The organism is Paraburkholderia sp. EG286A (assembly GCF_040965375.1).
Classification (GTDB): Bacteria; Pseudomonadota; Gammaproteobacteria; order Burkholderiales; family Burkholderiaceae; genus Paraburkholderia.
Map to the genome: position 1 here is coordinate 388,955 of NZ_JBFRCB010000004.1, position 12,609 is coordinate 401,563.

Sequence of the window (12,609 nt, forward strand, 5' to 3'; positions counted from 1 at the left end):
GTTTTATCTCGTGGGGCGCATCGCGCTTACGCGCCAAGCGACTTCTGCACCTTCTGCGCGACATCGGCGGGCACCCAGGTCTTCCACATCTCGGGGTGCTGCTTGAGGAACTTGAGCGCTTCGTCCTGCGCATCGACCTTATGCTCGGTCATGTCGAGAATCGTCGTGTTCAGGAAGTCGATGGGGAAGTTCACCTTCGAGAAGAACGCCATCACGTCGGGCTCGGCCTGATAGAACGGTGTCGAAACGCCGATCTTCAACTGCGAGACCAGATACGACGAGGCGCATGGCTGTGCGCTGTTGGCATCGCGCAGCGTCTTCCAGCACGCTTCGTTGAACGGCGGCATCTTGAGCTGAACGAACTTGTACTTCGCCATCAGCGCGGCCGGCTCCCAGTAGTAGGTGAGGATCGGCTTGCCGCGCGCGTAGGCCGAGGAGATGGCCGCGTCGAGCGCCGCGCCGGTGCCGGGGCGGAAGTTCGTGTAGGTGTCGTCGAGCTTGAGCAGCTTGAGCAGGCGCGTATTCACGCGTTCGCAGTCCCAGCCCGAGGGGCAGTTGAGGAAGCGGCCGCGATCCGGTTCCTCGTCGTCCACGAAAAGCCCCTTGTATTTCGGCAGATCGCTCACGGACTGCAGGTCGGGCGCGCTGGCCTTGATGCCGCGCTTCGCGTCGCCGTGCACCACGTAGTCGGGCACGTACCAGCCTTCCTTCGTGCCGCCCGGCAGCGTGTCGCCCACGAGCTTGACCGAACCCGCCTTGACCGCGCCTGCGATGATCTCCGAGCGGCCCGTCCACTGCTCGGACCAGACCTGCAGGTCGTTGCGCGAGAGCGCTGTTTCGGTGGCCGCCGTGCTGCCGGGCACCGTGTCGGTCTGGCAGCCATAGCCGTTCTTGACGATGTAGCGCAGCACTTCGCTCGTGAAGTTGCCGCTTTCCCATGTGACGCCCGCGAAGCGCACGGGTTTGCTTGCGCTGCACCAGGTGCCGGCGGCGTGCGCCGGCAATGCGGCGAGGGCGAGCGGCGCTGCCAGGCTGGCTGCGCGCAGGAGGGTGGTCAGGCGGTTCATGGTGTGTCTCCGTTTTATTGAAATGTTTCGGAATGCTTTAGATGTGGGCTGGCATCTCGTTCGTGCTACGGCCCAATGAGGATTTAGTCGTAACGGCTGTCGTGTGCGCGTGTCGCGGCGAGCATGGCTTCGTCGAGTTCGATGCCAAGGCCGGGCGCATCGCTCAGCGCGATCCAGCCATTCGCATCGATGTCGATCACGTGCTTGATCGGGAAGTCGCGCCGCGCCGGCGTCCATTCGGGCGGGTCATAGGGAAACTCGACGAACGGCGCGTGGGCGGCGCCGGCCACGACATGCAGGTTGGCCGCGAGGCCAATGCCGTTGCCCCACGTATGCGGCGTGAACACCTTGCCGTGCGCCTCGATTTGCGCCGCGAGGCGCCGCGCGCCCTCCATGCCGAGCGTGCAGACGACATCGGGTTGATAGACGTCGAGGCAGTCGTGCGCGAGGAGCGCCGCGAATTCGTGCGCGTCGCGTGTCATCTCGCCGCCTGCGATCCGCACTTGCGTCTGCTTGCGCAACTGCGCGTGGCCCGCGTAGTCGCCGCGATGGAGCGGCTCCTCGACCCAGTACACGCGATGCTTTTCGATCTGGCGAATCACGGCGAGCGCTTCGTCGGCGCGCCACGGCGCCTGGGTGTCCCAGGGCATGCGCCAGCCCTGGTTGCAATCCACCATCAGTTCGATGTGCTCGCCCGCGGCTTCGCGCACGGCGGCGAGCGCGGCGAGATCGTCGGCGAGGGTCGGGCGGCCGAAGCGCACCTTGAGCGCCGGGAAGCCGCGCGCAACGGCATGCTCGGCCCACTGCGCCATGCCTTCGAGCGTGCGATGCACGCCCGAGGACGCATAGGCCCGCACGCGCTTCGCACGGCCGCCGGCCATTTGCCAGCACGGCTCGCCGCGAATTTTCCCGGCGAGGTCCCAGAGCGCGACGTCGAGCGGCCAGAGCCGGCCCGCGTGGAAGCTGAGGTTCTCGAGCACCGCCGAGTGCCGCGCGAGGTCGAGCGGGTCGGCGCCGATGAAGAGGTCGCGGTAGTCGTCGAAGCCGTACATCGCGTCGCCGGAGCCGATGCCCACGCGGCCTTCGTTGTCTTCCACGCGCACGATCGTCGCCGGGAAGGCGCGCCGCGGGCGGCTGTCCCACGAGGCGGGGAACGGCGGGTCGAGCGGCAGCCGGTGCTGGCTCACGGTGATGCGTGCGATGCGGTTCGTCATGGCGCGTGGGGCGCCGCCTGGGGGCATGCAGCATTGCGTGGCTTACGTCTGAAGATACGCATGCGGCGCGCCGTGGGGCGGGCGATTGTCTCCTTGGCCTTGTCAGGCGTTACGGCATCCTAGAGGGTCAATTTCGTGCACTCAATGAAGTCAATTGAAGTAAATGACAGCCTTCATTTCCGCGGATTGGGCGCGATAATGACCCAGCCGTCGCGCCGTGCCGCGGCGTGCATTGCTCCTTCGGGAAAACCATGAATGGCTGGATGCCCACGCTCTCGCGCAGCAGCGAACCCAAGTACCGGGCGATCGCCCAGGCCTATTCGCAGGCCATTCACGGCGGCCAGATGCTGCCCGGAGAAAAGCTGCCCGCGCACCGGCTGCTGGCGAAGAAGCTCAACGTCACGACCGGCACGGTGAGCCGCGCTTATGCGGAGCTGGAGCGCGGCGGCCTCGTGGTGGCGCGCGTGGGCGACGGCACCTATGTGGCCGAGCCCGACGCCGACGGGGCGCGCATCCAGGACCGTACGCGCCCCGCGCCCGAGTCCAGCGAGCGGGCCGCGGCGGCGCTTTCGCCCGGCCTGCCCGGTGCGCCGGGCGTCCATGCGCCGGGACGCCTGATCGATCTCGGCCAGAACGTGCCGATGCCGACCGACGAAGCCTTCCTGCTCACACAGACCTTGCGCGAACTGGCCGCCGACGAGCGCCTCGCGGGCGAACTGCTGCTTTATCAGCCCGAAGGCGGGCGCCGCTCGCACCGCGAGGCAGGTGCGCGCTGGCTCGCGCGCATGGGCTGCACGGTGGCCGCCGAGCGTGTGCTGGTGACGCAGGGCGCGCAGCACGGTCTTGCCTGTGTGTTGCGCGCGGTGCTACGGCCAGGCGACACGATTTTCGCGGAGGCGTTGAGCTATCCCGGCATCGTCGCGCTCGCGCGGCAGTTGCGGCTGAATCTCGTCGGCATCGAAATCGACGAGGAAGGCATCGTGCCCGCCGCGCTCGAGCGCGCGTGCGGGCTGCTCGCGCCGCGCGCGCTCTTTTGCGTGCCGACCCTGCACAACCCGACCACGGCGACGCTCTCCGAAGCGCGCCGCGCGCAGATCGCCGAGATCGCCGTGCGCCATCACCTCGTCGTGATCGAGGACCTCGTGCCTGCCGCGTTGCTCGATGCGCCGCCCACCCCGCTCGCCGCGCGGCTGCCCGAGCACGGCATCGTCATCAGCAGCCTTTCGAAGGCGGTCGCGCCGGGCCTGCGCGTGGGCTATGTGCAGGCGCCGCAGGACTGGGTCGGCAAGATCCTCGCGGTGATACGCAGCGACTGCTGGATGACGTCGCCGCTCGCCGCGGAGATCGCGGCGCGCTGGATCGTGGACGGCGAGGTCGATCGGCTCGTCGCGCAGCAGCGCGCGCAGGTGGACGCGCGCCATGCGATCGCCGCCGAGGTGCTGGCGGACTGGACGTATCGCACCGATCCGGCGAGCCCGCATCTCTGGCTGCCGCTCGCCGAGCCCTGGCGCGCCGCCGAATTTTCCGCGGCGCTGCGTCAGGCCGGTGTGCTCGCGAAAACGGCGGACAGCTTCGTGATCGGCCGCGGGTCGGCGCCGCACGCGGTGCGCCTGAGCCTCGGCGGCGCGCGCAGCCACGAGGCCCTGCGAGAAGGGCTGGAACTGCTGGCGCGCACGCTGCGCAACGGGCCGGAAGGGCTTTATTCGGCGTAGCGACGCCCGGCCTGACGGCGCGCCTTTAGCTTCGCGCCGCGTTACTCCGCGATGAACGAGACCGTGCGCTTGCGCCGTTCGTCGACCGCAAGCGCGAACACATCGGGCCGCGCGTAGTGGCCCACCACATCGAAATCGTAGCGGGCGCGCGTGAGTTCACCGGTGTCGATCTCCGCGACGACGAGCCCGGTTTCACCGCGCAGCGGGCCGGCGAGCACGTCGCCGAGCGGTCCGACGATCAGGCTGCCGCCGTTGATGAGCGGCCGGCTCTCGTCCCAGTCTGGCACCTCGACGCCGAGCGCCGCGGGCGAAGGCTGCACCTGGCACGCGCTGATCACGAAGCAGCGTCCTTCGTGCGCGATGTGGCGCATGGAGCACTGCCAGATGTCGCGCTCGTCCACGGTGGGCGCGCACCAGATCTGCACGCCCTTCGCGTACATCGCCGTGCGCAGCAGCGGCATGTGGTTTTCCCAGCAGATTGCCGTGCCCGCTACGCCGGATTCCGTGCGCACGGTGGGCAGCGTCGAGCCGTCGCCCTGCCCCCAGATGAGCCGTTCCGTGCCCGTCGGCATGAGCTTGCGATGCTTCGCCACGAGCCCCTCGCCCGGATTGAAGAACAGCGCCGTGCAAAAGAGCGTGCTGCCGTCGCGCTCGATCACGCCGATCACGAGCGACGCGCCGCAACGCGTCGAAAGCTCCGCGAGCGCTTCGGTTTCCGCGCCGGGCACGTCGATCGCATTCTCGTAGTAGCGCGCGAATGCCTCGCGGCCTTCGGGCAGGCGGTAGCCGAGGCGCGTGCCGAATATTTCGCCCTTCGGGTAGCCGCCAAGCAACGCCTCGGGCATGACGACGAGCTTCGCGCCCGAGGCGCGGATCTGCGCTTCGAACGAGAGAATCTGTTCCAGCGTTTGCGCTTTGCCGGCGGCGGACGAACCGATCTGCAGCGCGGCGACTTTCGACTTGGCCATGATGGCTCCCAGAGGTTGGACTACCTGCATCTTTCCACGGCGATAAAATCGCGAGAACGTATATCGATACTATGTGATATGAACCAGTTTGATATCGCCGGTGTGGACCTGAACCTGTTGAAGATATTCGAGGCGCTGTTCGAAGAGGGCGGGGCGAGCCGCGCCGCGATTCGCCTCGACATGACGCAGTCGGCCGTGAGCGCGGCGCTCAGGCGTCTGCGCGCGCTCTATGCGGACACGCTGTTCGTGCGTACGGGCCGCGGGCTCGCGCCGACCTCGCGTGCGCAGGAACTCAAGCCCGTGATCAGCGAAGCGCTCGACCGTTGCCGCCATAGCCTCGCGATCGCCTCGCCCGATGCCACCACGTTTCATGGGCGCGCGGTTTCCATCGGGCTTTCGGACGACTTCGAAGTGGCTTTCGGCCGGCGCATCATCGAAACGCTGGAAACCAGCGCCCCGGGCCTGCGCATCATCTTTCGCCAGACGCACAGCCAGATCGTCGCCGATGCGCTCGCCAACCAGGACATGGATCTCGCCGTCGCGGCAGGCGGTTTCGCTTCGCGCGGGCTGAGCCACCGGGTGCTCGGCGAGGGCAGCTATGCGTGCCTCGTGGACGACGCACCGCGCACGCTGCGGCGTTTGACGCTCGGCGATTACGTGTCGAGAGGGCACATCCTGGTGTCGTCGGGCGGCGTGGTCGGGATCGTCGATGAAGGGCTCGCCGCGCGCGGCCTGAAGCGCAATGTCGTGGCTTCTACGACGCATTTCGCCGCGTTGCCCTTTCTGCTCAAGGGCACGCGCAGCGTCGCCACGATTCCGCGCCACGCGGCCGAGGCGATCGCACGCGTGACGGGCCTGAAGTTGCTCGCGTGTCCGCTCGATCTGCCGCGCTATCCCGTGGAACTCGGGTGGCGCAACAGTTCGCTGCGCGACGCCGCCATCGTCAAGGTTCAGGCCGCCATCATCGCGTGCTTTCCGGCAAAACACTGATCGACACCCGGGCGCCAATCGCGTTGAATGATCGGGCACGAGATTTGCGTCGAATTACCGATTTCCCAGAACGACGATAACGACCATAACGACGATATCGACGGACTCGACAAGGAGTTTCACCGTATGCGCGCAATGCCTTTCCCCGACGGTTATACGATCGAGTCACATTTGCAGGAGCCGCGCGACCTGCGCCGGGTGCCCATTCATCCTGATCACTGGTATCCGCTCGCCTGGTCGCGCGAACTCAAGCCTGGCAAGACGCTGGGCACGCATTTCGCCGGCGAGCCCATCGTGCTGTTTCGCACCGCGTCCGGCGCGGTGCACGCGCTCGAAGATCGCTGCGCCCACCGCCAGGTGCCGCTGCATGCGGGCGTGGTGGATGGCGAGTCGCTGCGCTGCGGCTACCACGGCTGGACCTACAACTGTTCGGGCCAGTGCGTGGACGTGCCTTACCTCGGCAGGGAGCGCCTGCCCAACGGTGTGCGCGCCTATCCGTGCCGCGAGGCGCACGGCATGATCTTCGTCTTTCCCGGCAACACCACGCTCGCCGGGGAAACGCCGCTGCCCGTGCTGGATTCGGTCACGGACAAGGCATACAAGACGCGCCGCTTCGGGCGCGAGGTGAAGTGCCACTACTCGTTCATGCACGAGAATCTGATGGACATGAATCACCAGTTTCTGCACCGTCGCCAGATGGGCCAGATGCGCGCGCGCTCGCTTGGCCGGCGGCGCGGCGAGCGTTCCATCGAAGTGGACTATACGTTCTCGCGCATGGCGGGCAAGCAGCCCGCGGGCGAGGCGCTCGTGTTCGGCGCGAGCAAGAACCGCGCGGACCCGAGCGATCAGAGCGTGATGACGATCCGCACGGAATATCCGTATCAAACGCTGAAAATACGCTCGGGCGACGACTCGCTCCTGATGGACCTTTGGATCGTTTATGTGCCGCTCGACGCGCGTCAGCGCACGAACCGGACTTTCGGACTCCTTTCAGTCCGCAGGCCTGCCATTCCGTTCCTGCTCGACGCGGCGTGGCCGCTGCTGGTCTGGTTCACGGAGCGCATCTTCAAGGAAGACCGCACCATCGTCGAACTCGAACAGGCCGCGCACGACAACCAGGGCGCCGACTGGAATCACGAAGTGTTTCCCGTCATCAACGAGTTGCGCGACCTGTTGCGCGATTGCGGCGCGCGCACCGTGATTCCCATTCGCGAGGTGAGCGAAGCCGACGCCTGAGGCGAAGGCGCCTCGCACTCGCATCAGGCCGTTTTGCGGGCGCGCGGTTTGGCAGGCGCCTTTTTCTTCACGTTGCCCTGGTTGAATTCGATCGCCGCGCGAATGAGCGCTGTGAGCGCGCGTTTGTCGACCTTGTCGCCCTCGAGCCAGTCGATGGCGCGTCGCGCGTTGCCGTCGAGCCCGGCGTTGAACAGCTGCTTCGGGTCGGGCAGGCTCGCGCCGTACAGGAACGTGAGCTTCACCTTGCCCTTGTGCGCGTTGCCCACGGCGATCATGCCGTCGCGATACCACACGGGGCTGCCCATGTATTTCCATTCCTCGACGATCGCCGGGTCGGCCGCGAGAATGGCCTCGCGCATCGCGGCGAAGGTTTCGCGGCGCCAGTCGGTGAGTTCCGCGATTAGCTGGTCAATCCGTTCCGATGGGGTCATGCGCGCTCCGTGCCTTGGGTGAGTTCCTGTTGTCGGGCAATCAGGATCGTAATGTAGCACCGAGGTCGCGAGGTCGAAGCCATGCAGGCAACTGAAGCAATCGCTAAGTGTTGAGCGACGCGCCCGTTTCGGGCGCCTTGGCGGAGCCGGATGCGGTTTGCGCTCCCGGCTCCATGAGGGAAATGGTGAAGAAGCTGCCCATGACCGCGGAAAGAATGATGAAGATCGAGGCGGCATCGACAAGGAAGCCGAAATAACGGAACACGAGGAAGCAAACCGAAAGCGTCAACAGGTTCAGCGCAAGGCCGATGATGGCGGAGGCCTTCGGCACGGCGCGCATGAAGACGGCAAGCCGTGAATCGTTGCGCGGCACATACCAGATGAAGAACAGGCCGAGCACGAGGACGAAAGCCGTCTCACCCCAGATCACCCAGTCGGGGCGCTGCAGGAAGCGGCCCTCGTAAATCGTTTCGATCACCTGCGCCTGAATCTCGATGCCGGGCACCAGTTCGCCCAACGCCGTCGTGCGCATGTCGGTCAAGCCCGTGCCGGTGAGGCCGACGAGAACCAGCTTGTTGCGGATACGGCTCACATCGACCTTGCCCTGCAAGACGTCGAGTGCGGAAACATAACGCTGCTGCGTACGCGCAATCGAGGCGAAATGCAGCCAGATATCGCCGTCGGGCTGCGTGGGCACCCGCACATCCGCCACGCCGACGGCGCGCACGCCGGATGGGCCCGCGAACACCTCGATGGCTGGCGAGCCGGTGGCCACGCGCAGCATTTCGATGGGCAGGCTCGGTACGAGTTTGTCGCCAAGACCCAGCACGAGCGGAATGCGCCGCACTGTGCCCTGTTCCTGTGCGACATTGAGCATCGCCTGGCCGTGTGCCGCGCCCTGCAGCGCGGGGAGGCTCGCGAGCACGTAATTGAAGCGGTGCACGTTCGGGAGGGCGTCCGGGCCGTGCACGAGCACGGGGGCGCTCAGGATGTCGGTGCGCGTCGTGGAGGTCGCGTAATCGAAGGCCGCCGCGCCGAGGATCGAAGGCGAAGCGCGCAGCGCGGTCGCGAGAATGCGCTCATGGCTGGGCAGCGCGCGCAGTTGCGTGGCGAGCGCGGTCTCCGAGGCGGGCAGGTTGTCGGCCACGTTGCCAGGCGATGTCTGGTCGGGCTCGGGCATGTAGATGTCGAGGCCGATCGCCAGCGGTCTGTTCGCCTCGATCGCATCGACCAGCCCGGCTAGGCGGTTGCGCGGCCAGGGCCATTGGCCGAAGGATTCGAGCGTCTTGTCGTCGATCTCGACGATGGTCACCGGCTGCGTGGCCGGCACGCGCGGAAAGCGGCGCTGGTAGTGGTCGAAAAGAAGCTGGCGCGCCGAGCCGAAGGTGTCGGGCAACACGGTGTCGAGCGTGTCGAGCAAGGCTGGCCGCGCAACATCGCCGGGCCATTCGCTGCACAGGTTGATGAACAGAAGCGTCAAGAGCACCGCGAGCGCCCAGGGGCGTCCTTTGCGCGCCCGCATCATGCGCCTGAGAAAGGCGATGCATGAGTTGCGGTAGCGTTTCATGGTGGCATGGGATCGCTGAAGAGTGACGCGTATCGATACGGATTACTGAACGGTGATGACTGCGCGCCGGTTTGCCTGGTTGGGCACGCCGTCCGCGGTATGGACGAGCGGCTCGCGCTTGCCTCGGCCTGCAACCTCGATCTGCTGCGCGGGTATGCCGGACTTGACCAGAAACGACGCCACGCTTTGCGCCCGGCGCATGGAAAGCCGGTCGTTGAATTCCTGGGAGCCCGCCATATCGGTGTGGCCGACCACCGTGAGGTGAGGCGCGGGCCAGCTCGCCAAGACCTTTTTCAACTCGGCGACAGTGGCCGTGGACTCGGGCGCCAGCTGCGTGGCGGAGTCGAATACGAAGTTGATCGTGAACGTTCGGGGCCTGGGCGGCTCGGCGGCCAGCAGGTCGCCGTACTGGGTCTCCACGGCGGCCTTGTTGCCGGCGGTCTGCTCGATCGCGCCGCCTTTCGAAACATCGGCGCGCGTGTAGGCCTTGTCGATGACTTGCGTCTTGCCGCCGTTATGCACGATCACGTTGCCGACGCTGCCGTCCGGGTTGGGCAGCAGCGTGATCTTGTCGGGCGTGCTGCACGCGCAGAGGCACACGTACAGCGTGAGTGCCATGTATCGCGGCAGCCGGTGTGCGCGGTTCGTCGTCTTCAATGATCGGTCTCCCCGCTTCCTCCCACCTCGATGATGAACTCCGTGCCGCGCACGCCGAGCGTGGTGGTGGGCGTGCTATAGCGCACGGCTTCCGGATTGGCCTTCGCGAGCTTGCCGTCGACCACGGCGAGCGAGCCGCGCTTGATGCTCACGTCGAGCGCGCCGTCGTAAGTGGTGGTGTTGAATGCGAACTTGTTGAGATCGAGAACGGAGTTGGCGCCCTCGGTCAGCAGCGTGTTGTCGCGCAGCGTGATGCCAACCGAAGACGCGGGGCCGGTCAGGACGCGGTCGCTCGCGAACACCTCGCTGCCGACCGCGACGCCGACCGGCTGACTCGCACGCTCGACATGCACCGAGCCTTTGATTGTCTTGACTATGCCAATTGCATCGGCTGCGTGCGCATCGACGACGGGCGGGCACCCGCAGGCGAGAAGCAAGGCATATTGGATGGCTTGGCTACGCACTGGCGATACCGTTTGGCGAAACGAACGTGAGGGCTCGCGCCGGGGTCTCTCGGGCACCCGGCGAGCATAGGGACTCCGCGCGGCCTGCTCCGTGCGCTAGCGCACATAGTGCAAGCGCACTCGACGTGCGCCAGAATCGGCAATACGGGCCGGGCTCGCGTCTGGCGAGTGGCGTGCCCGAACTTGTCCGGGTTTGCCGATCCATTTCATCTTCATGCCGACATCGACCCACGCGAGACCGCACGGAACGCACGCCACAGCGGCGAGCCGGGCGAGGACGCCGCGAGGCGCAATAGCGCACGCGAGGTCAGCCGCGCATCGGCGCGCAACGCCTTGCGCTCGCCGGTGTTCTGGGCGCTGGCCGTTTGCTTCACGGCGTGCTACGCCACGTTCGTGGCGCTGACGTTTCATCTGATCCCGTTGATGCGCGAGCGTGCCGTTGCGGGCGCCACGGTCATCGTCACCATGGCGGCGATCGGGCCGGCCCAGGTGCTGGCGCGTGTCGTATGGTTCGCCGTCGGCAGGCGCGCTCGACCGGGGCTCGTCGCCATCGTGGTGACGACGGCCTTCCCGTGCTCCGTCGTGATCCTGATGTGCGCGGGGAAGTCGGCGGCGTGGTTGATGCTGTTCGCCATCGTCTACGGCGGCGCCAACGGCATGATGACGATCCTGCGCGGGACGATCGTGCAGGCGCTGCTGTGGACCGAAGGCTATGGCGCGGTGAGCGGCCTGCTGTCGATGCCCGCGAATATCGCCAAAGGCGTTGCCCCTATAGCGGGCGCGGCGATCTGGGTCGTACGCAAAAGCTACGTGCCGGTGGGAATGGGCCGTGCTGATCGTCTCGTTGATCTCGCTCGCGGCTTGCGTGGTGGCGGTGCGGTTGGCGGGCAAGGCCTGACGCACTCGGCCGATGCCCGCGCAAGAGCCCGCCCCTTCAGTGATCGTGCCTCACCTGCGCCATCACCGGTTGGCTCGCCTTGCGGCTCAGCATCAACGTCACGACCGCGGAAAGCGCGAGCGTCGCGCCAACGACGTACAAGCCCGCGGCATAGCTCCCGGTCTGGGTCTTCAGCCACCCGATCACGGCGGGCCCGACGAACCCGCCCAGATTGCCGATCGAATTGATCATGGCGATCCCCGCGGCGGCTCCCGCGCCGGAGAGAAACATGCTGGGCATGGCCCAGAGCGGCGCCTTGGCGGCGCTGATGCCGACATTGACCACCACGAGCGCCAGCACGATCATCAGCGCGGTGCTGGCCTGCCCCGCGAAGATGAAGCCCGCGCATGCGATCACGCAGGGAATCACGACGTGCCAGGTGCGCTCCGTCGTGCGGTCGGAGTGCCGCGCCCAAAGAATCATGGCGATGACCGCCACGATGCTCGGAATCGCGTTCAGCAGCCCGGTTTCGAGCGAGCTGAAGCCATATTGCCGGATGATGAGCGGCGCCCATAGGCCCAGCGTGTACAGGCCGGCCGAGGTGCCGAAGTAGATCAGCGCGAGCGCCAGCACGCGCGGGTCGCGCAGGGCGCTCAGTGCCCCCGCCGTATGGCCGGCGTGCCCCTCGCGCGCCCTCGCTTCGTCGGCGAGCTTCGCCATGAGCCAGTCGCGCTCTTGCGGTTTGAGCCACTGCGCTTTCGAGGGCACATCGGTGAGAACTTTCAGGACCACGAAGCCTAGCAGCACGGCCGGAACCGCTTCGATCACGTAAAGCAGCTGCCAGTTGGCGAGCCCGAACAGGGTCGGCAATTGCATGAGCGCGCCGGAAATCGGCGAGCCGAGCGCCGTCGAAATCGGCGCCGCCGCCATGAACCATGCAGCCGCTGCCGCGCGCTGCTTCGTCGGGAACCAGAGGCTCAGGTAGAGGATGATGCCGGGGAAGAAGCCTGCTTCCGCCACGCCGAGCAAAAAGCGCAGCGCATAGAAACTGGTGGGGCCGGTCACAAAGGCGGACGCCGCCGAGACAATGCCCCACGTGACCATCACGCGCGCGATCCAGATGCGCGCGCCCACGCGGTGCAAGATGAGGTTCGAAGGCACTTCGAACAGAAAGTAGCCGATGAAGAACAGGCCGCCGCCCAGGCCGAACGCCGTGGGCGAAAGGCCGATGGCCTTGTTCATCGTCATTGCCGCGAAGCCCACGTTGACCCGGTCGAGAAAGCTCACGAAATAGAGCAGCATGACGAACGGGATGATGCGCCACATGAGTTTGCGCGTGACGATTGCTTCGGTATCCGAATTCACGTGTCTCCTCCTTGGAGGGTTCGGCGGGGGCGCGCGGGTTTTTTTTGTGTCACGCCCCCGT

The 12,609-nt window shown here is 66.5% G+C and carries 12 protein-coding genes and 1 pseudogene; 4 read left to right on the top strand and 9 right to left on the bottom strand.

All coding sequences use genetic code 11. The features are described from left to right. Window positions 1-26: 26 nt before the first annotated feature. Window positions 27-1,067 carry an ABC transporter substrate-binding protein gene (locus AB4Y35_RS20645; protein ID WP_368705702.1) on the bottom strand — a complete coding sequence of 347 codons (1,041 nt, stop codon included), beginning with the start codon at window positions 1,065-1,067 and terminating at the stop codon, window positions 27-29. Window positions 1,068-1,150: 83 nt separating this feature from the next. Further along, entirely contained in the window at window positions 1,151-2,281 is a 1,131-nt protein-coding gene (locus tag AB4Y35_RS20650; protein WP_368705703.1) for a mandelate racemase/muconate lactonizing enzyme family protein, read from the bottom strand. 251 nt (window positions 2,282-2,532) lie between these two features. Between AB4Y35_RS20650 and AB4Y35_RS20655 the strand changes: the two genes are divergently transcribed. Beyond that, window positions 2,533-3,993: a PLP-dependent aminotransferase family protein gene (locus AB4Y35_RS20655; RefSeq protein WP_324162993.1), complete on the top strand. Its 1,461-nt coding sequence runs from the start codon at window positions 2,533-2,535 to the stop codon at window positions 3,991-3,993. Window positions 3,994-4,034: 41 nt separating this feature from the next. Here the strand turns inward: AB4Y35_RS20655 and AB4Y35_RS20660 are convergent, their stop codons facing one another. Continuing rightward, entirely contained in the window at window positions 4,035-4,961 is a 927-nt protein-coding gene (locus AB4Y35_RS20660) for a carbon-nitrogen hydrolase family protein (protein WP_368705704.1), read from the bottom strand. A gap of 78 nt (window positions 4,962-5,039) precedes the next feature. Between AB4Y35_RS20660 and AB4Y35_RS20665 the strand changes: the two genes are divergently transcribed. Both AB4Y35_RS20665 and AB4Y35_RS20670 read left to right on the top strand, forming a co-directional pair. After that, complete coding sequence (locus AB4Y35_RS20665) at window positions 5,040-5,951, top strand: LysR family transcriptional regulator (RefSeq protein WP_368687264.1); 912 nt, start codon at window positions 5,040-5,042, stop codon at window positions 5,949-5,951. Window positions 5,952-6,077: 126 nt separating this feature from the next. Continuing rightward, entirely contained in the window at window positions 6,078-7,187 is a 1,110-nt protein-coding gene (locus AB4Y35_RS20670; RefSeq protein ID WP_368705705.1) for a Rieske 2Fe-2S domain-containing protein, read from the top strand. A 23-nt stretch (window positions 7,188-7,210) separates the two neighbouring features. On the opposite strand, the gene AB4Y35_RS20675 is transcribed toward AB4Y35_RS20670, so the two are convergent. From AB4Y35_RS20675 to AB4Y35_RS20695, 5 genes are all read right to left on the bottom strand, one after another. Continuing rightward, entirely contained in the window at window positions 7,211-7,618 is a 408-nt protein-coding gene (locus AB4Y35_RS20675; RefSeq protein WP_368705706.1) for a DUF1801 domain-containing protein, read from the bottom strand. A gap of 103 nt (window positions 7,619-7,721) precedes the next feature. Next, window positions 7,722-9,185 (bottom strand): CHASE2 domain-containing protein, encoded by a 1,464-nt coding sequence (locus tag AB4Y35_RS20680; protein ID WP_368705707.1) that lies wholly within the window; start codon window positions 9,183-9,185, stop codon window positions 7,722-7,724. 42 nt (window positions 9,186-9,227) lie between these two features. Further along, window positions 9,228-9,842 carry an OmpA family protein gene (locus AB4Y35_RS20685; RefSeq protein WP_368705708.1) on the bottom strand — a complete coding sequence of 205 codons (615 nt, stop codon included), beginning with the start codon at window positions 9,840-9,842 and terminating at the stop codon, window positions 9,228-9,230. Then, a complete protein-coding gene (locus AB4Y35_RS20690) occupies window positions 9,839-10,195 on the bottom strand; it encodes a FecR domain-containing protein (RefSeq protein ID WP_368687259.1) in 357 nt (118 codons plus the stop codon). The genes AB4Y35_RS20685 and AB4Y35_RS20690 overlap by 4 nt, the downstream gene beginning before the upstream one ends. Window positions 10,196-10,518: 323 nt before the next feature. Next, complete coding sequence (locus tag AB4Y35_RS20695) at window positions 10,519-10,680, bottom strand: hypothetical protein (protein WP_368706145.1); 162 nt, start codon at window positions 10,678-10,680, stop codon at window positions 10,519-10,521. On the opposite strand from AB4Y35_RS20695, the pseudogene AB4Y35_RS20700 reads away from it, so the two are divergent. Then, window positions 10,652-11,017 (top strand): annotated as a pseudogene (locus AB4Y35_RS20700) (MFS transporter); the annotation flags it as partial. The gene AB4Y35_RS20695 and the pseudogene AB4Y35_RS20700 sit on opposite strands and share 29 nt — an antisense overlap. Before the next feature lie 223 nt (window positions 11,018-11,240). Here AB4Y35_RS20700 and AB4Y35_RS20705 read toward each other — a convergent pair. Continuing rightward, on the bottom strand, window positions 11,241-12,548 hold the full coding sequence (locus tag AB4Y35_RS20705; protein WP_368705709.1) for an MFS transporter: 1,308 nt from the start codon (window positions 12,546-12,548) through the stop codon (window positions 11,241-11,243). Window positions 12,549-12,609 lie beyond the last annotated feature (61 nt).

Excerpts from the sequence above, each read along its gene's own strand:
- AB4Y35_RS20645 (WP_368705702.1), bottom strand. The coding sequence starts at position 1,067 with ATGAACCGCCTGACCACCCTCCTGCGCGCAGCCAGCCTGGCAGCGCCG.
- AB4Y35_RS20650 (WP_368705703.1), bottom strand. The coding sequence starts at position 2,281 with ATGACGAACCGCATCGCACGCATCACCGTGAGCCAGCACCGGCTGCCG.
- AB4Y35_RS20655 (WP_324162993.1), top strand. The coding sequence starts at position 2,533 with ATGAATGGCTGGATGCCCACGCTCTCGCGCAGCAGCGAACCCAAGTAC.
- AB4Y35_RS20660 (WP_368705704.1), bottom strand. The coding sequence starts at position 4,961 with ATGGCCAAGTCGAAAGTCGCCGCGCTGCAGATCGGTTCGTCCGCCGCC.
- AB4Y35_RS20665 (WP_368687264.1), top strand. The coding sequence starts at position 5,040 with ATGAACCAGTTTGATATCGCCGGTGTGGACCTGAACCTGTTGAAGATA.
- AB4Y35_RS20670 (WP_368705705.1), top strand. The coding sequence starts at position 6,078 with ATGCGCGCAATGCCTTTCCCCGACGGTTATACGATCGAGTCACATTTG.
- AB4Y35_RS20675 (WP_368705706.1), bottom strand. The coding sequence starts at position 7,618 with ATGACCCCATCGGAACGGATTGACCAGCTAATCGCGGAACTCACCGAC.
- AB4Y35_RS20680 (WP_368705707.1), bottom strand. The coding sequence starts at position 9,185 with ATGAAACGCTACCGCAACTCATGCATCGCCTTTCTCAGGCGCATGATG.